The 18,132-nt window shown below is 72.1% G+C and carries 16 protein-coding genes; 10 read left to right on the top strand and 6 right to left on the bottom strand.

Annotation, left to right across the window (positions count from 1 at the left end):
- Window positions 1–75: 75 nt before the first annotated feature.
- From F1721_RS32330 to F1721_RS32320, 3 genes are read right to left on the bottom strand one after another with little or no spacing between them, the layout of a single operon-like run.
- A complete protein-coding gene (locus tag F1721_RS32330; RefSeq protein ID WP_150070644.1) occupies window positions 76–1,491 on the bottom strand; it encodes a GntP family permease in 1,416 nt (471 codons plus the stop codon).
- Window positions 1,492–1,510: 19 nt separating this feature from the next.
- Complete coding sequence (locus F1721_RS32325; RefSeq protein ID WP_150070643.1) at window positions 1,511–3,097, bottom strand: N-acyl-D-amino-acid deacylase family protein; 1,587 nt, start codon at window positions 3,095–3,097, stop codon at window positions 1,511–1,513.
- Between the two features lie 25 nt (window positions 3,098–3,122).
- Window positions 3,123–4,433, bottom strand: a complete 1,311-nt coding sequence (locus F1721_RS32320; protein WP_150070642.1) for an amino acid deaminase — start codon at window positions 4,431–4,433, stop codon at window positions 3,123–3,125.
- A 99-nt stretch (window positions 4,434–4,532) separates the two neighbouring features.
- On the opposite strand from F1721_RS32320, the gene F1721_RS32315 reads away from it, so the two are divergent.
- The 3 genes from F1721_RS32315 (at window position 4,533) to F1721_RS32305 (ending at window position 6,939) form a co-directional block, all read left to right on the top strand.
- A complete protein-coding gene (locus F1721_RS32315; RefSeq protein WP_150070641.1) occupies window positions 4,533–5,297 on the top strand; it encodes an IclR family transcriptional regulator in 765 nt (254 codons plus the stop codon).
- Entirely contained in the window at window positions 5,297–5,683 is a 387-nt protein-coding gene (locus F1721_RS32310; RefSeq protein ID WP_150070640.1) for a RidA family protein, read from the top strand. The genes F1721_RS32315 and F1721_RS32310 overlap by 1 nt, the downstream gene beginning before the upstream one ends.
- A gap of 161 nt (window positions 5,684–5,844) precedes the next feature.
- A complete protein-coding gene (locus F1721_RS32305; protein WP_150070639.1) occupies window positions 5,845–6,939 on the top strand; it encodes a calcium:cation antiporter in 1,095 nt (364 codons plus the stop codon).
- Between the two features lie 45 nt (window positions 6,940–6,984).
- Here the strand turns inward: F1721_RS32305 and F1721_RS32300 are convergent, their stop codons facing one another.
- The 3 genes from F1721_RS32300 to F1721_RS32290 form a co-directional block, all read right to left on the bottom strand.
- Entirely contained in the window at window positions 6,985–8,262 is a 1,278-nt protein-coding gene (locus F1721_RS32300; RefSeq protein WP_150070638.1) for an MFS transporter, read from the bottom strand.
- On the bottom strand, window positions 8,259–9,389 hold the full coding sequence (locus tag F1721_RS32295; protein ID WP_150070637.1) for a M20 family metallopeptidase: 1,131 nt from the start codon (window positions 9,387–9,389) through the stop codon (window positions 8,259–8,261). The genes F1721_RS32300 and F1721_RS32295 overlap by 4 nt, the downstream gene beginning before the upstream one ends.
- A gap of 285 nt (window positions 9,390–9,674) precedes the next feature.
- Window positions 9,675–10,034 carry a DUF1844 domain-containing protein gene (locus F1721_RS32290; protein ID WP_150070728.1) on the bottom strand — a complete coding sequence of 120 codons (360 nt, stop codon included), beginning with the start codon at window positions 10,032–10,034 and terminating at the stop codon, window positions 9,675–9,677.
- Between the two features lie 315 nt (window positions 10,035–10,349).
- On the opposite strand from F1721_RS32290, the gene infC reads away from it, so the two are divergent.
- The 7 genes from infC (at window position 10,350) to F1721_RS32255 (ending at window position 18,071) form a co-directional block, all read left to right on the top strand.
- Window positions 10,350–10,892 (top strand): translation initiation factor IF-3, encoded by a 543-nt coding sequence (gene infC, locus F1721_RS32285; RefSeq protein ID WP_150070636.1) that lies wholly within the window; start codon window positions 10,350–10,352, stop codon window positions 10,890–10,892.
- A gap of 88 nt (window positions 10,893–10,980) precedes the next feature.
- Window positions 10,981–11,175 carry a 50S ribosomal protein L35 gene (rpmI, locus tag F1721_RS32280; RefSeq protein WP_150070635.1) on the top strand — a complete coding sequence of 65 codons (195 nt, stop codon included), beginning with the start codon at window positions 10,981–10,983 and terminating at the stop codon, window positions 11,173–11,175.
- Window positions 11,176–11,279: 104 nt separating this feature from the next.
- Window positions 11,280–11,648 (top strand): 50S ribosomal protein L20, encoded by a 369-nt coding sequence (rplT, locus tag F1721_RS32275; protein WP_150070634.1) that lies wholly within the window; start codon window positions 11,280–11,282, stop codon window positions 11,646–11,648.
- Window positions 11,645–12,496 carry a TrmH family RNA methyltransferase gene (locus F1721_RS32270; protein ID WP_387512430.1) on the top strand — a complete coding sequence of 284 codons (852 nt, stop codon included), beginning with the start codon at window positions 11,645–11,647 and terminating at the stop codon, window positions 12,494–12,496. The genes rplT and F1721_RS32270 overlap by 4 nt, the downstream gene beginning before the upstream one ends.
- Window positions 12,497–12,655: 159 nt before the next feature.
- Window positions 12,656–13,717: a phenylalanine--tRNA ligase subunit alpha gene (gene pheS, locus F1721_RS32265; protein WP_150070633.1), complete on the top strand. Its 1,062-nt coding sequence runs from the start codon at window positions 12,656–12,658 to the stop codon at window positions 13,715–13,717.
- Window positions 13,718–13,962: 245 nt separating this feature from the next.
- Window positions 13,963–16,455, top strand: a complete 2,493-nt coding sequence (pheT, locus tag F1721_RS32260; protein ID WP_150070632.1) for a phenylalanine--tRNA ligase subunit beta — start codon at window positions 13,963–13,965, stop codon at window positions 16,453–16,455.
- A gap of 104 nt (window positions 16,456–16,559) precedes the next feature.
- A complete protein-coding gene (locus F1721_RS32255; RefSeq protein WP_150070631.1) occupies window positions 16,560–18,071 on the top strand; it encodes a PucR family transcriptional regulator in 1,512 nt (503 codons plus the stop codon).
- Window positions 18,072–18,132: the final 61 nt, after the last annotated feature.

Raw genomic sequence — 18,132 nt, 5'->3', positions numbered from 1 at the left:
GGGCACTCCTCGCCTCGGCGTCGGATCCCGGCGAACATTACGGGCGTTTCCGACGCCGCAGCAAGGAATTCCAGGCTAGGGGAGCAGCGCGGACAGCAGCAGGGCCATCCCGAAGCCGACGACCGAGAGGATGGTCTCCAGCACCGTCCAGGACTTCAGCATGTCCTTGACCGGGATGCCGAAGTAGCGGCTGATGATCCAGAACCCGCCGTCGTTGACGTGCGAGGCGATGATCGAGCCCGCCGCGATCGCCACCGCGATCAGCGCCAGCTGCGCCTGCGAGTGGTCCCCGGCGTGCAGCAGCGGCGCGACGATGCCGCCGGTGGTCACGATCGCCACCGTCGCCGAGCCCTGCGCGATGCGCAGCCCGGAGCTGATCACGTACGCCGACACCAGCAGCGGCAGCCCGGTGGACTGCAGCGACCCGGCCAGCGCCTCGCCGACGCCGGTCTCGGCGAGCACCTTGCCGAAGAACCCGCCCGCGCCGACCACCAGCAGGATCATGCCCAGCGGGCGCAGCGAGTGCCCGGTCAGCTCGGAGAGCTCCTTGCCGGTCATCCCGCGCCGGGTGCCCAGCAGCCAGAACGCCAGCAGCACCGCGATGGTCAGCGCCACCGTCGGGTTGCCGAGGAAGGTCAGCACCGACAGCGGCGCGCTGCCCTTCGGCAGCGTGATGCTGCCGAACGTGGCGCCGAGGATCAGCACCATCGGCAGGCCGATGATCAGGGCGACGGTGGCCAGCTTCGGCTCGGGGCGGCCCTCGGCCTCGTTCTTGCGCGCCGCCTCGTCGGCCGCGGCCAGCACGTCCTCCGGCACCGGCAGCTCGATGCGCTTGCCGATCCACAGCGGGAACAGCAGACCGCTGACCGCGAACGCCGGGAGCCCGCAGGCCAGCCCCATCAGGATGATCCAGCCCAGGTCCACGCCGAGCAGTCCGGCGGCGACCACCGGCCCGGGGTGCGGCGGCAGGAACGCGTGCGTCATGGACAGCCCGGCCACCAGCGGCAGGCAGTACAGCAGGATGGACCTGCCGCCCTGCCGCGCCACCACGTACACCAGCGGGGCCAGCACGAAGATGCCGATGTCGAAGAACACCGGGATGCCGAAGACCAGCCCGGACAGGCCCATCGCCAGCGGCGCGCGCCGCTCGCCGAAGGCGCCCAGCAGCTTGCGGGTCAGCAGCTGCGCGCCGCCGGAGGCCTCCAGCACCGAGCCGAGGATGGTGCCGAGCCCGACGATCGCGGTGATGTGCCCGAGGATCCCGGCGAACCCGCTCTCCAGCAGCGATTCGCTGCTCTTCTGCGCGGTGCCGACGATGTCCTCGACGGACAGCCCGGCGGCCAGCGCGATCAGCAGCCCGGAGACGATCAGCGCGATGAACGGTTCCACCCGGAACCGGATGATCATGAGCAGCAGCACCGCGATCCCGACCGCGCACAACACGAGCAGGCCGGACGTTTCGTGCTGGAGCCAGTGGAGGAACGTGTCCACGGCGGACTCCTCTGGGGGTTCAGCGCGGCTTGCGCAGGGCGCGACCGGGCAGGGCGTCGGTGCGGTGACCGTCCTCGATCACCGGCACCCCGTTGACCAGCACGTGCGGGATTCCCGCGGCCTGCTGGCGGGGTTCGTCGAAGGTGGCGGTGTCCGCGACGGTCCCCGGGTCGAACAGCACCAGGTCGGCGGCGAACCCGGGGCGGATCCGGCCGCGGTCGGCGAGCCCGAGCCGGTCGGCGGCGCGGGAGGTCATGTGCTGCACGCACTCCTCCAGCCCCAGCACCCCGAGCTCGCGCACGTAGTGGCCGAGGTAGCGGGGGAAGGTGCCCCACGCGCGCGGGTGCGGGCGCGCGCCGACCAGCAGGCCGTCGCTGCCCGCGGTGTGCACCCGGTGGCGCATGATGGCCTGCACGTTGTCCTCGTGGCCCACGTGCATCAGGCAGGAGCTGCCCAGCTCCTCGGACACCAGGACGTCGAAGTAGTGCTCGGCCGGCGGTTTCCCGGCCTCGCGGGCGGATTCGGCGACGCTGCGGCCGACGAGGTGGCCGTTGGCGTCCCGCCGGACGCCGTTGATCTCGATGGTCTCCCACTCGACCGGCACCCCGTGGCAGCCGTCCGAGCCCTCCTCCTCCAGCGCGACGCGGATCCGCTCGCGCTGCACGGGATCGCGCAGCCGGGCCAGGGTGGCCTCCACCCCGCCGACCATCGCCCAGCTCGGCAGCAGCGCGTGCAGCGAGGTGCTGCCCGGCAGGTACGGGTAGGTGTCCAGCGTGATGTCGCAGCCCTCGTCCAGCGCGCTGTCCAACATGGACAGCAGATCGGCCGCCCGGCCCCGGTTCACGCTGAAGTTCATCGTGGCGTGCGCCAGGTGCAGCGGGCACCCGGAGCGCTTGCTGACCTCGATCATCTCCGCGTACGCGGCCAGCGCGCCCGCGCCGTAGCTGCGGTGGTGCGGGCTGTAGTACCCGCCGCGCGCCGCCACCACCTCGCACAGCGCGGCGAGCTCGTCGGTGTCGGCGTACATGCCGGGCGTGTAGGTCAGGCCGGAGGACATCCCGAACGCGCCCTCGTCCAGCGACCGCGCCAGCACCTCGCGCATCCGGTCGAGCTCGGCGTCGGTGGCCGCGCGGTCGTCGTAGCCCACGCAGATCAGCCGGAGCGTGCCCTGCGGCACCAGGTACGCCGCGTTGGTGGCGATCCCGGCGTCGAGCCGGTCGAGGTACTCGGCGACGCTGCGCCAGTTCCAGTCGAAGCCCGGCGGGTCGTCGTTCCACCCGGCGATCTGGGTGCGCAGCGTCGCCAGCGTGGCGTCGTCCACCGGTGCGTAGGACAACCCGTCCTGGCCGATGACCTCCAGCGTCACGCCCTGCGACACCTTCGCGGTGTGGTCCGGGTTGGCGAGCAGCTGCAGGTCCGAGTGCGCGTGCATGTCGATGAAACCGGGGGAGAGCACCAGCCCGTCGGCGTCGATCGCGCGGCTGCCGCGCAACTTCCCGGGTTCGGCGATCTCGGTGATCAGACCGCGCTCGACGCCGACGTCGGCGAGGTAGCTCGGGCCGCCGTCGCCGTCGACGACCCGCGCTCCGCGGACCACGATGTCCATTGTGGAGCCCTCCGGGTGGGTTCGGTCAGAAGAAGGTGCGGATCAGGTCGATCACCTCGTCGCCGTCCACCACCGGGATCAGCGACCACTTGTCGAAGACCGTGCACGGGTGCGAGAGGCCGAAGCCGATCCAGTCGCCGACCTGCGGATCGGCGCCGGACAGCTCCAGGAAGGTGTGCTGGTCGGCCAGCGCCCGGACCCGGCAGGAGCCCGCCGGCAGGTCGCGGACCGCGCCGTCGGCGCCGCGGATCACCTGCGGTTCCGGCAGGTCCTGGTCGAAGGAGGCGTCGCGGCGGCCCATGGTCAGCAGCGCCAGCCCCGGCTCCGGGCGCGACATCACCTGCGCCCACGCCCGCATCGCGGGCCGGAACGGCCGCTCCCGACCGGCCAGCCGGTGCTCCCGGCCGAACGGCGAGCGGATCCGGTAGAAGCCGTCGTCGTGCAGCAGGTACCCGCCGCTGCGGAGCACCGGCACCACCGGCAGCCCGGTCGGCCACGGCTTGGTCAGCGCCTCGGCGACCTGGTCGAAGTAGGAGCTGCCGCCCGCGGTGACGATCACCTCGTCCAGCCCGGAGAAGTGCCCGGCACCGGCCAGCTCGGCCACCAGCTCGCGCACCCGCTCCAGGTATCCGTCCACAGCGGACAGCGCGGCGTCGCTGACGTCGTGCGCGACCTCGCCCTCGTAACCCGCGACGCCGACCAGGCGCAGCACCGGGTTCTCCAGCACGGCGTCGGCGATCTCGCGGGCCTCGGCCTTCGTGCGCGCGCCGGTGCGGGCCCCCGGGCTGCCCAGCTCGACCAGCACGTCGACCGGGCGGGACGCGCCGTGCGCGGCCAGCGCCTCGGCCATCAGGTGCACGCCGCGCAGCGAGTCGACGTAGCAGCAGAACTGGAACTCCGGGTCGCGGTCCAGCTCGTCGGCCAGCCAGGCCAGGCCGTTGCGGTCGACCAGCTCGTTGGCGAACAGGATCCGCTCGACGCCGAACGCGCGGTACACGCGAAGCTGGCTGGTGTTGGCGGCGGTGATGCCCCACGAACCGTGCGCGAGCTGCTGCCCGAACAGCTGCGGAGCCATCGTCGTCTTGCCGTGCGGGGCGAGCTGCACCCCGTGCTCGGCGCACCAGTCGGCCATGGTCCGCAGGTTGTGCTCCAGGGCGGCGCGGTCGAGCGTCAGGAGCGGCCCGACGAAGCCGCCGTCGAAGACCGTCGGGCGGGTGGCCAGGAACTCGCCCACAGTGGTGCCGAAGGCGTCCGAGGGCATGCCCTTGAAGCGCCAGTCGATGCGCTCGTCGTGCAGGGCGCGGACCGCCTCGATGTTGATACCCCGTGCTGACACCAAGGTCTCCTATTGCGTAGAATGCAACGCTGATTGCGCAAAATGATGGATAGGTGTGTACCATCGCGCCGCGCAGCGCGTCAACGGACGGAGTGGTCGGTGAGTCAGAGCTTGGAACGGGGACTGGCCGTGCTGACTTCGCTGGCCGCCGGCCCGCAGACCCTCGACCAGCTCGCCCAGCGCCTCGGCGTGCACAAGTCCACCGCGATGCGCCTGCTGCGCACCCTCGAAGCCGGGCGCTTCGTCCGCCGCGAGGACGTGCACCACTACCGCCTCGGCAGCGCCCTGTTCGACCTGGCGCACCAGGCCCTGGAGGACCTCGACGTCCGCGACGTCGCCCGCGCGCACCTGCTGGAGCTGGGCGGCGTCAGCGGGCACACCGTGCACCTGGCGACGCTCGAGGACGACCACGTCATCTACATCGACAAGGTCGACAGCAAGCACCCGGTGCGGATGTACTCCCGCATCGGCCGCCGCGCCCCCGTGCACTGCACCGCGGTCGGCAAGGCGCTGGTCGCGGACCTGCCGCCGCCGCAGCGCGCGCAGTTCGCCGAGCAGCTGACCTACCCGAAGCTCACCGCGAACACGATCGACTCGCCGAACCGCTTCCTGGCCGAGCTGGACCAGGTCCGCGAGCAGGGCTACGCGGTCGACCGCAGCGAGCACGAGGACTTCATCCACTGCATCGGCGCGCCGATCCGCAACCACCGCGGCGAGACCATCGCGGCCGTCTCGCTGTCGGTGCCGAAAGTACTGCTGGATTTCGACGGCCTGCTCGGGCTCGTCGACGACGTGCTGCGCGCAGCCGGCGGGATCTCCGCCGAGCTGGGCTGGCAGCCAACGGAGAAGAGGAAGGAATCCTGATGGCCAGGACCGTCGTCAGCACCGACAACGCCCCCAAGCCGCCGGCGAGCATCCCGCTGTCGCAGGGCGTCCGCAAGGGCAACATCCTGCAGGTCTCCGGGCAGACCGCGGTCGACCCGGCCACCGGCAAGGTGGTCGAGGGCGGGGTCGCCGAGCAGACCGAGCAGTGCCTGCGCAACGTCATCGCGATCCTGGAGGCCGAGGGCGGCTCCATCGAGGACGTCCTGATGCTGCGCGTGTACCTGACGGACACCTCGCAGTTCGCGGAGATGAACGAGACCTACGCGCGCGTGGTCGGCGAGCCCTTCCCGGCCCGCACCACGGTCTACGTCGGCCTCCCGGCCGGTCTCCTCGTCGAGATCGACGCCCTCGCCGTCCTCGACTGAGCTGGTCGGAGGGCACCTCGCACGCCGCGAGGTGCCCTCCGCGCCCAACTCGACCGGGGGCTGGTCGTCTCCAACACCTCCGCGCCCGGCCCGGCCGATCCGGCGCGCCGACACCACCTCCGGGTCCCGCGCGAATCGATCTCGGCTTCTAATGTGGACTCATGTCGCTGCGATCGTTGCTGTCCTGGAACGTCCTGGTGCCGGTGCTGGCCATGTTCGCGCTGGCCGTGGCCTGGCCGCAGAAGGGCTTGGGCCTGGGCATGGTGCTCGTGGTCGCCGTGCTGCTGGCCGGTGCGGTGCTGACCGCGGTGCACCACGCGGAGGTCGTCGCGCACAAGGTGGGGGAGCCGTTCGGCTCGCTGGTGCTCGCGGTGGCGGTCACGGTGATCGAGGTCGCGCTGATCGTCACCCTGATGATCTCCGGCGGGGACGACGCCGCGACGCTGGCGCGCGACACCATCTTCGCGGCGATCATGATCACCACCAACGGCATCGCCGGGCTGGCGCTGCTGGTGGGTGCGCTGCGCTACGGCCTGACGAACTTCAACGCCGAGGGCGCCGGCGCGGCGCTGGCGACGGTGGCGACGCTGGGCGCGCTGACCCTGGTGTTCCCGGCCTTCACCACCAGCGTGCCGGGACCGGCCTACTCGCCGCAGCAGCTGGTGTTCGCCGCGCTGGCCTCGGTCGTGCTCTACGCGCTGTTCGTGTTCACCCAGACCGTGCGGCACCGCGACTTCTTCCTGCCGGTGACCGACAAGGGCACCGTCGCGCCCGAGGACGACCACGCCGAGCCGCCGACCGGCAAGCAGACCGCCGCGAGCCTGGTCCTGCTGCTGGTCGCGCTGGTCGCGGTGGTCGGCCTGGCGAAGGTGGAGTCCCCGGCGATCGAGGCCGCCGTCGCCGCGGTCGGCTTCCCGAACTCCTTCGTCGGCGTGGTGATCGCGATGCTGGTCCTGCTGCCCGAGACCATCGCCGCGGTGCGCGCCTCGGTCCGGCAGCGGATGCAGATCAGCCTCAACCTGGCCTACGGCTCGGCGATCGCCAGCATCGGCCTGACCATCCCGGCGATCGCGGTCGCCTCGATCTGGCTGAAGGGCGAGCTGCACCTGGGCCTGGGCGCCACCCAGATCGTCCTGTTCGCGCTGACCATCGTGGTCAGCGTGCTCACGGTGGTCCCCGGCCGCGCCACCCGCATGCAGGGCGCGGTGCACCTGGCGCTGCTGGCGGCGTTCCTCTTCCTCGCCGTCAACCCGTGACACCGCCGACGCGGAAGCGGGCCCCGACCCGCTCCCGCGCGCCGATCACGCCCGGCGCCGACCGGCGAACAGCAGCAGGACCGGACCGATGATGGTGATCGCACCGGCGACCACGAACACCCCGCTCCAACCCCAGGACGAGTCGGCCAGGTAGCCGGTGACCAGCGGCGCGAAGATCGACGCCGAGGTGGCGAACATCTGCACCGCCCCGGAGACCGCGCCGTAGCGCGCGGCGGGCACCGCCTCCCCGACGATGATCCAGTACTGCGCACCCGTCAGGTACAGCAGGAACACCACGACGGTCATCACCGCGACCGCGGCGAAGGTGCTGGTCACCATCGACACCAGCGCGAACAGCACGGCGGTCGCGGCCAGGCAGGCGATCACCAGCCAGCGGCGCGGCGCCTCGGGGTCGCCGATCCGGCGCACCAGCCAGTCGGTGAGCGCACCACCGGCGATCAGCCCGATGCACCCGCCGACCCACGGGATGGCCCCGGAGATCGCCAGCCCGTCCAGGTCGATGCCGCGCTCCTGCACCAGGTAGCTCGGGAACCAGGACACGAACGTCCAGAGGATCCAGGCATAGCCGAAGTAGGCGATCGCGGTCGCCCACACCGCGGGCTTGGCCACGCAGCTCCAGAACCCGGGCGCGTCCTGCTGCGCCGCCTCGGTCGCCTCGGCCTGGTCCTGCCGGATGACCCGGACCTCGGCGTCGTTGACCTTCGGGTGCTGCTCCGGGGTGTCCCGCACGACCCAGAACCAGCCGATCGCGGCCAGCACGCCCAGCGCGCCGAAGATCAGGAACGGCAACCGCCAGTTGCCCTGGGTGGCGTGCATGATGCCGACCACCACCGGGGTGGCGACCGCGCCGCCCAGCGGGGTGGCGGCGTTGGCGATGCCCAGCGCGGTGCCCAGCTCCCGCTTCGGGAACCAGTTGTGCATCAGCTTCGCGGTGACCGTGGCCTGCGGGCCCTCCCCGGCGCCGAACAGGAACCGGATGATCAGCAGGCTGACGAACCCGATCCCGGCGGCGGTCAGCGCGGTGAACGCCGACCAGGCGATCACCGCCCAGCCCATCACGTTGCGCGGGCCGAACCGGTCGGCCAGCCAGCCGCCGATGAACCCGAACGGCGAGTAGGCCAGGGCGAAGATGCTGGCCAGCCAGCCGAAGGCGGCGTTGGAGAAGCCGAACTCGGCGATGATCAGCGGCCCGGCGATGCCGAACGCGGCGCGGTCGGCGTAGTTCAGGCCCAGCACCGCGAAGTCGGCGGCGAGCACCCCGAACCGGCGCCGGGTGGCGGTGGCGGTCTGCGCGATCGTCATGCGGGGACACCTCCGGTGCGCAGGACGCGCTCGACGACGTCGACCGCGGTGCGGACCTCGTCGAGCGGGACGGACTCGTCGGCGGTGTGCGCGTTCGCGATCGAGCCGGGCCCGAACACCACGGCGGGCACCCCGTCCAGGGCGATCTTGCTGGCGTCGGTGCCGTAGCCGACGCCGAGCGGATCGGCGTCCAGCCCGGACGCCCGCAGGCTCGCGGCCACGCTCCGCGCGAACGGATCGGCCGGGTCGGTCTCCAGCGAGTAGTCGACGATGTGCGGCTCGTGCACCAGGACCGGCCAGCGCGCCTCCAGCTCACCGCGCAGCTGCGCCCAGACCGCGTGCGGGTCCTCGCCGCCGACGGTGCGCCGGTCGACGGTCACCACGCAGCTGTCCGGCAGCACGTTCGGCCCCTGCCCGCCCTCGATCATGGTCACCGCCAGCGATGGCGGGCCGACCAGCGGCCGGGCCAGCGCGTCCAGCCGCGGTGCGTGCTCCTGCTGGAGGTGGCGCACCACCTCGGCTGCGACCTCGATGGCGTTGGTCCGGCCCCACGGCTGCGAGCTGTGCCCGGCGTCGCCGCGCGCCTCGATGCGGCAGCGCATGCAGCCCTTGTGCGCCACGACCATCCGCAGCTCGGTCGGCTCGCCGACGATCGCCCCGGCCGGGGTGGGCAGGTCGCTGCGGCGCAGCGCGGTCACCCCGCGGTACAGGTGCTCCTCGTCGACGACGCCGGCGAGCACGACGGTCCGCGGGCGCGGGCCGCGCTCGGCCAGGCGCGCCATCGCGGTCAGGAACACCGCCAGCGACGCCTTCGCGTCGCACGAGCCCCGCCCGTACAACCGGCCGCCGCGGACCTCCGGCGCGAACGGGGCGATGGTCATCCCGTCGGTCTCCACGGTGTCCAGGTGCGATTCCAGCAGCAGCGGGCGCTCGTCGTCGCCGGGCAGCTCGACGAGGACGTTCCGGCGCCCGTCGAGCACCTCCTCGGTGCGGGCCCGCATCCCGCGCGCGGTCGCCCACCCGGCGATGTGCTCGGCCAGGGCGGTCTCCGCCGGTTCGGCGCGGTCGCGCGGGTTGATGCTGGGAATGCGAACCAAGTTCGCGATGAGTTCGACCGGATCGACCATGCGCCCACCCTCCGCTGGCTGAGAATCAGCGCGGAAGCTATGTCACCGGTCGATCGACGGTCAACATCTTCCGGCGGCACAAGGGTTTTCGATATAAACCGTCCACATTGCATTGCGCGTGGCGCAATTTCGGGAGGTCGCCGTTGCGCGGTGTGCCATCGCGCTGATCACGGGATTCGGAGCGGAGTCGTTCCGGCACGGAGCGTGCTCGGCGTCTCCGGGGGCGTCATCGCGCCGTCAGGTGGAGAGGCGCAGCCGCGCGCGGGCGCGGCTGCGCGCGGAACGTCAGTAGACCGGGCCGGTGTACTTCTCGCCGGGCCCCTGGCCGGGGGCGTCCGGGATGGCCGAGGCCTCGCGGAAGGCGCGCTGCAGCGTCTGCAGCCCGTCGCGGATCGGGCCCGCGTGCGCCCCGAGGTACTCCACCGACGCCGTCACCAGCCCGGCCAGGGCGGTGATCAGGCGGCGCGCCTCGTCCAGGTCGCGCTCGGCGGCGGTGTCCGGGTCCTCGGCGGCCAGGCCGAGCTTCTCCGCGGCGGCGGACATCAGCATGACCGCCGCGCGGCTGATCACCTCGACGCTGGGAACATCGGCGAGGTCGCGGACGTTGTCCAGAACGTCCGCGTCGTGTGCTGGCTCACCGGCCAGATCGGCACTGGTCAGGGGTGTTGGGTGCGGTTCGGTCACGCCTGCTACCCTGACACGCACGACCAGCTCCCGCGCAGGCGGGGGCGGCAAAGTGGAGTCCCGCTCCCACCCGAGTAGCCGCCACAGGCTTCCGGGTCCGGTCCTGCCGGCGGTCCAGCGCCGCCGGTGGTGCGAAACGGTATTGCGTGTACCGGTTCGATCGGTTGGAGTCAGGATCCCGCGGTCCGCGCGAGCGGAGCGACGGGATCTTCGCATTCCGGGGTGAGCTCTACGCGCCGCGGTGCAGAAGAACAGCCATCGAACTGAGGAGGGCCCATCAGCTCCGAGACGCGCATCAACGACCGCATCCGGGTACCGGAGGTCCGCCTGGTCGGACCGAACGGGGAGCAGGTCGGAATCGTCCGCATCGAGGACGCGCTCCGGCTGGCCCAGGAAGCGGATCTGGACCTTGTCGAGGTCGCCCCGCAGGCGCGCCCGCCGGTCTGCAAGCTCATGGACTACGGCAAGTTCAAGTACGAGAGCGCGCAGAAGGCTCGCGAGTCGCGTCGCAACCAGCAGCAGACCGTCATCAAGGAGCAGAAGCTCCGGCCGAAGATCGACCCGCACGACTACGAGACGAAGAAGGGCCACGTGTCCCGCTTCCTCAACCAGGGTCACAAGGTCAAGGTGACGATCATGTTCCGCGGTCGTGAGCAATCGCGTCCCGAGCTGGGTTTCCGCCTGCTGCAGCGACTGGCCGATGACGTCTCCGACCTCGGGTTCATCGAGGCGAACCCGAAGCAGGACGGTCGGAACATGATCATGGTTCTTGCGCCGCACAAGACGAACAAGACCAAGTCCAAGGCGAACGCGTCGTAAGGCGCACGTCAGGGCTCGTGATTGTGACGCCGGGCCGGGACGCGGACCGCGCCCCCGCCCGGCATCAGTACGAAACGAGGACGAGAACATGCCGAAGAACAAGACCCACAAGGGCACCTCGAAGCGCTTCAGGGTGACCGGTTCGGGCAAGCTGCGGCGCGAGCAGGCCGGTCGCCGGCACATCCTGGAGAAGAAGTCCAGCCGTGTCACCCGCCGCCTGGAGGGCACCGAAGAGGTGGCCAAGGCCGACGTCAAGCGCATCAACAAGCTGCTGGGTCGCTGAGGACCGCACCGCCGCCCCCACCGGGGCAGCAGCAGGTCAGCAAGACATCCAGCCACCCGCACGGGCGGTCATCCCGCCCCCGATGAGATAACAGGACGGACCCCGTGGCACGCGTCAAGCGGGCAGTCAACGCCCAGAAGAAGCGCCGCACCATTCTCGAGTCGGCCCGCGGCTACCGCGGTCAGCGCTCCCGGCTGTACCGCAAGGCCAAGGAGCAGATGCTCCACTCGATGACCTACTCCTACCGCGACCGGCGCGCCCGCAAGGGTGACTTCCGGAAGCTGTGGATCACCCGCATCAACGCCGCGACCCGGCAGCACGGCCTGAGCTACAACAAGTTCGTGCAGGGCCTGAAGGCCGCCGAGGTCGAGGTCGACCGCAAGATCCTGGCCGAGCTCGCGGTGAACGACCCGACCGCGTTCGAGGCGCTGGTCGAGGTCGCCCGCAAGAACCTGCCGGAGAGTGCGGCCTGATCGCCGACGGCACCTCTGCTGCACCGCGACCCGGGACGGCTCCGCTCACGGAGCGATCGTCCCGGGTCGCGGTCGCTCGCAAGCTCACCCGCCGCGCCGGCCGGGAGAAGGCCGGGGCCTTCCTGGCCGAAGGCGCCCAGGCGGTGGGTGAGGCGCTGACCGCGCACGCCGCCGGATCGCTGCGGGTGCGCGAGCTGTTCGCCACCGAGCACGCCCGCCACGCGGAGCACCTGGACCGCGCCCGCGCCGCCGGGGTGCCGGTGCACCCGGTCACCGAGAAGGCCGCGGCGTCGCTGTCGGAGACGGTCACCCCGCAGGGCCTGGTGGCGGTGTGCGATCTGCCCGCCGTGGAGCTGGACGCCGCGCTCGCCGAGCGCCCGGCGCTGGTCGCGGTGCTGGTCGGCGTGGCCGACCCGGGCAACGCCGGGACCGTGGTGCGGGTCGCCGACGCGGCGGGTGCCGGGACGGTCCTGTTCGCCGGGGACACCGTCGACGCCTACAACGGCAAGGCCGTGCGCGCCTCCACCGGCAGCCTCTTCCACCTCCCGGTGGCCCGCGACCGCGACGTGAGCGCGGTGCTCGCCGCCTGCCGCGCGGCCGGTCTCCGGCTGGTCGGCGCCGACGGCTACGCCACCGGCGACCTCGACACCGCGGACCGCGCCGGGGAGCTGGACGCGCCCACCGCCTGGGTGTTCGGCAGCGAGGCCCACGGACTGCCCGATGAGGTGAAATCGCAGCTGGACGCGACGCTGCGCGTCCCGCTGTACGGCCGGGCGGAGAGCCTCAACCTGGCCACCGCCGCCGCGGTCTGCCTCTACGCCTCGGCCCGCGCCCAGCACCGCGCCTGACGCCCGGGGGAGCGGATCTCCGCGAAATCGGGTTGGGGCCGTCGCATAGACTCTAGGGGCTAGCTTGCGGTCGGAGTCCGCATGCCGACGAGCAGGTTCGTCAGCCCGGGAGGCTCGGGCGCTGATGCCTGTCGGATCAACGGGAGTCACGCACACACGATGTCTGGAGCCAACGACCAGTACGACCCGAAAGAGGTCGCCGCGCTGTCGCCGGAGACGCTGGACCGCGCGGTGGTCGAGGCCAGCAAGGCCTTCGCGGCGGCCGCCGACCTCGACGCACTGGCCGCCGTCAAGCCCGCGCACCTCGGTGACCGCTCGCCGCTGCTGACCGCGCGCCGCGAGATCGGCGCCCTGCCGCCCAAGGCGCGGTCGGACGCGGGCAAGCGCGTCAACCAGGCCCGCGAGGCGATCCAGAGCGCGTTCGACGACCGCCGCGCCGTCCTCGAGGCCGAGCGCGACCAGCGGGTCCTGCGCGAGGAGACCGTCGACGTCACGCTGCCCTGGGACCGCGTCCCGGCCGGTGCGCGGCACCCGAACACCCAGCTCGCGGAGGAGATCGAGGACACCTTCCTGGCGATGGGCTGGGAGGTGGCCGAGGGCCACGAGATGGAAACCGAGTGGTTCAACTTCGACGCGCTGAACTTCGGCAAGGACCACCCGGCGCGCACCATGCAGGACACGTTCTACGTGGCCCCGGAGAACTCCGGTCTGGTGCTGCGCACGCACACCTCGCCGTCGCAGATCCGGGCGCTGCTGGACCGCGAGCTGCCGGTGTACGTGGTGTGCCCCGGCCGCACGTTCCGCACCGACGAGCTCGACGCCACCCACACCCCGGTGTTCTCGCAGGTCGAGGGCCTGGCGGTGGACAAGGGCCTGACCATGGCGCACCTGAAGGGCACGCTGGACGCCTTCGCCCGGTCGATGTTCGGGCCGGAGTCCAAGACCCGGCTGCGCCCGTCGTACTTCCCGTTCACCGAGCCGTCCGCCGAGATGGACATCTGGTTCCCGGAGAAGAAGGGCGGCGCGGGCTGGGTCGAGTGGGGCGGCTGCGGCATGGTCAACCCGAACGTGCTGCGCGCCTGCGGCGTGGACCCCGAGGTCTACACCGGGTTCGCCTTCGGCATGGGCCTGGAGCGCACCCTGATGTTCCGCAACGGCATCCCGGACATGCGCGACATGGTGGAGGGCGACGTCCGCTTCACCCAGCCGTTCGGCATCTGAAGGTCTGCCGATGGTCGATTTGCGTAGCGGTGCCGGTAGCGGAACCTCAGAGGCTCCCTGGACTGCGGGAGCCCTTCCTTATGTATGCCCAATACACGGCGGAAGGGCTGTCCTCGCCAGGAAGCCTCTGAGAACCCGCGGCGGTGCAAGTTGCCAGGGTGGGCTAAGCGGCTTCGCCGCTTCAAAGACGCACGATCTGACACCCACCGACATGACCCACCTGAACGAGAGAAAGGCCTGACCAAGTGCGGATTCCGGTTTCCTGGTTGGCCGAGCACCTTGAGCTGCCCGAGGAGACGACCGCGGAGACGCTGGCCGAAGCGTTCATCCGGATCGGGTTGGAGGTCGAGGAGGTCACCCACCTGACGCAGGTGCGGGGGCCGCTCGTGGTCGGCCGCGTCGCCGAGATCGAAGAGCTCACCGAGTTCAAGAAGCCCATCCGGTACTGCCAGGTCGAGGTCGGCCAGAACGAGGCCGGCGAGCAGCAGGTGCAGGGCATCATCTGCGGGGCCCGCAACTTCCAGGAGGGCGACCTCGTGGTGGTCGCGCTGCCCGGCGCCGTGCTGCCCGGTGACTTCGAGATCACCGCGCGCAAGACCTACGGCAAGCTCAGCGAGGGCATGATCTGCTCGACCACCGAGCTGGGCATCGGCGAGGACTCCGACGGCATCCTGGTGCTGCCGCCCGGTTCGGCCGACCCGGGCGACGACGCGGTCGGGCTGGTCGGGCTGGACGACTCGATCATCGAGCTGGCCATCACCCCGGACCGCGGCTACTGCTTCTCGGTGCGCGGCCTGGCCCGCGAGCTGTCCAACGCGCTGGACGTGCCGTTCGGCGACCCGGGCACCCGCCCGGTCCCGGAGGACGACCGGCCCTCGCGCGGGGTGCAGCTGAGCGACCCGACCGCGTGCTCGCGGTTCGTGCTGCGCCGCGTGACCGGTGTCGACCCGACCGCGCCGAGCCCGTGGTGGATCCGCCGCCGCCTGGCGCTGGCCGGGATCCGCTCGATCTCGCTGGCGGTGGACGTCACCAACTACGTGATGCTGGAGCTCGGCCAGCCGCTGCACGCGTTCGACGCCACCAAGGTGACCGGTGACCTGGTGGTGCGCCGCGCAGAGGCGGGCGAGAAGCTGACCACGCTGGACGGCGTGAGCCGCGAGCTGGACCCGGACGACATCGTCATCTGCGACGAGACCGGTCCGGTGTCGCTGGCCGGGGTGATGGGCGGCGAGTCCACCGAGATCGGCCACAACACCCACGACGTGCTGCTGGAGGGCGCGAACTGGGACCCGGCGAGCATCGCCCGGGCCATCCGCCGCCACAAGCTGCCCAGCGAAGCGGGCAAGCGGTTCGAGCGGCAGGTGGACCCGGCGGTCGCGCCGGTGGCCGTCGAGCTGGCCGCGCAGCTGCTGGTCCGCTACGGCGACGGCACCATCGCGCCGGGCCGCACCGACGTGGGCGAGCCCAAGCCGCCCGCGCCGGTGACCATGCCGCTGGCGCTGCCGGACAAGATCGCCGGGGTGTCCTACGAGCGCGGGGTGACCGCACGTCGGCTGAGCCAGATCGGCTGCCGCATCGAGGTCAGCACCTCCGACGAGGGCGTCGGCCTGGTCACCGCGACGCCGCCGACCTGGCGCCCGGACCTGACGCAGCCCTACGACCTGGTCGAGGAGGTGCTGCGGCTGGAGGGCTACCACACGATCCCGTCGGTGCTGCCCGCCGCGCCGCCCGGCCGCGGGCTGACCGGTGAGCAGCGCCGCGAGCGGGCGGTGTCCCGCGCGCTGGCCGGTGAGGGCTACGTCGAGGTGCTGCCGTTCCCGTTCGTCGGCAAGGCGATGCTCGACGCGTTCGGCCTGCCCGGGGACGACGAGCGGCGCCGCACGATGTCGGTGCTCAACGCGCTGGAGAGCGACCGGTCGCTGCTGACCACGACGCTGCTGACCGGCCTGGCCGAGGTCATGCAGCGCAACGTCTCCCGCGGCCAGCGCGACCTCGCGCTGTTCCACATCGGACAGGTCGTGCAGCCCGCCGCGGACCAGCCGCCGGTTCCGGAGGTCGGCGTCGCGCAGCGCCCGACCGACGAGCAGATCGCCGCCCTGGAAGCGGCGCTGCCCGCGCAGCCGACGCACGTCGCGGTGATGCTGTGCGGCCACCGGGAGCAGGCCGGTTGGTGGGGCAAGGGCCGCGAGGCCAGCTGGGCGGACGCCATCCAGGCCGCCCGCGTGGTCGCGGCGGCTGCTGGCGTGGAGCTGGAGATCAGCGCCGGTGACCTGGCGCCGTGGCACCCGGGCCGCTGCGCGCAGCTGAAGGTCGGCGAGACCGTGGTGGGCCACGCCGGTGAGCTGCACCCGAAGGTCGTCGAGGCCCTCGGCCTGCCCAAGCGCACCTGCGCGATGGAGCTCGACCTGGACGCCCTGCCGCTGGTGGACCACCGCCCGGCCCCGCGGATCTCGGCCTACCCGCCGGTGCTGATGGACATCGCGCTGGTGGTGGACTCCGGTGTCGCGGCTGCGGACCTGATCGACGCGGTCCGCCAGGGCGGCGGGGACCTGCTGGAGGACGTCCGCCTGTTCGACGTCTACGAGGGCGAGCAGCTCGGCGAGGGCAAGAAGTCCCTCGCCCTGGCCCTCCGCTTCCGGGCCCCGGACCGCACCCTCAAGCAGGAGGAGGCCACCGAGGCCCGGGACGCGGCGGTCAAGTCCGCCGCGGACCGCCTCGGCGCCACCCTCCGCGCCTGACGATCGACCCAGCGGCCCCGTCTCCCACCGGGAGCGGGGCCGCTGGCTTTTCGCGGCAGCACAATGGCCGTGCGCAGTCGGAGGCGGAGCTTCGGGGGAGCGGCGTGGTAAAGCTGGATCGGTTGATCAACGTGCTCGGGGGGTTCGGGGCGCGGTTGGTCAGCGCACCGCGGAGCAGGTCCGCGGATCTCCGTTCGGTGGCGCTGCACGATCCGGACGATCCCGGGGCCACCGGTGACGTGCTGCTCGCCGTCGGCGTCGACCCCGACGATGCGGGGTTGGTCGAGCGGACCTCCGCCGAGGTGGTGGTGTTCCGGGCCGGTTCGGTCGGGGAGCAGGTGGTCGCCGCTGCTCGGGGGCGCGGGTTGGCCGTCGTGCTGGTCGATCCCGCCGTGTCGTGGGGCCAGCTGGCCGGGGTCGTGTACGGGTTGGTGCTCGAGGGGCGGGAGACCGAGGCCGGGCGGGGACCCACCGATCTGTTCGCGCTGGCCGATGCGCTCGCCGATTCGGTGGGCGGGCCGGTCACCATCGAGGACCACCGGTCCGGGGTGCTGGCGTACTCGCGGCGGCAGCTCACCGCCGACCGGGCGCGGTTGGCGACGATCCTGGGGCGGCAGGTCCCGGAGGAGATCCGGCGGACGCTCGCCGAGCGGGGCGTGTTCCGGCACCTGGAGACCTCAGACGAGCCGATGTACGTGGCGCCGCTGGAACCGCAGGACTCGCACGGGCGCGTCGTCGTGGCGATCCGCGCGGGGCGGGAGCTGCTGGGGTCGATCTGGGTGGAGACCCAGCAGCCGCTCGCCGCGTCGCACGAGGCGGCGCTGGTCGGCGGTGCGCGCACGGCCGCGCTGCACCTGCTGCGCACGCGGGCCAGCGCGGACCTGGAGCGGCAGGTCGAGTCGGACCTGGTCATCGGCCTGCTGGAGGGGCACGAGGACCCGTCGGCGGTGCTGAGCAGGCTCGGGCTGCGCAGCGAGCAGTTCCGGGTGGTGGCCGTGCAGGTGCACCGCGGCACCGCCCGGGACGAGACCGCGCTGCTGGCCTTCGAGCGGGCGACGATCGGGTTCGGCTGGTCGCGGCCGGGGCGCAGCGCGCTGTTCGCCAACACCGTCTACACCGTGCTGCCGCACGACGACGCCGCGCGCGCCCGCGAGTGGGTGCGCGCGCTGGTGCGGGACCTGCCGCCGGACACCGCGGTCCTGGCCGGGGTCGGGGGCGCGGCCGGGCCGAACCAGCTGGTCGACAGCAGGCGGGAGGCCGACGAGAGCCTGGCGGTCCACTCGTCCCGGGCCGACCAGGACGCCGTGGTCTACGACGAGGCGTGGCACGAGATCCTGCTGCGCCGCCTGCGGCACGCCGCCTCGACCGGTCGGCTGCCGGACCGCGGCCCGGTGGTGGACCTCCGGCGCCACGACCGCGAGCAGGGCACCCGGTACGTCGAGACGCTGCGGGCCTGGCTGGAGTGCCAGGGCGACCTCGGGGCGGCCGCGGCGCGGCTGGAGATCCACCCGAACACCGTCCGGTACCGGATGCGCAAGATGGCCGAGCTGACCCCGCTGGACCTGGACGATCCGGACGCCCGGCTGGCGATGATCATCGCGCTCGCGGTCGGGTAGTGGATTTCGGCCAAACGGCACGTCGGCGATTGTGCGGATCGGACACTGGCTGCGCGTGGTG

The sequence above is a fragment of the Saccharopolyspora hirsuta genome, assembly GCF_008630535.1.
Classification (GTDB): Bacteria; Actinomycetota; Actinomycetes; order Mycobacteriales; family Pseudonocardiaceae; genus Saccharopolyspora; species Saccharopolyspora hirsuta.
Note: the sequence above shows the minus strand (reverse complement) of the source record. Positions and strands in the feature narration are given on the sequence as shown.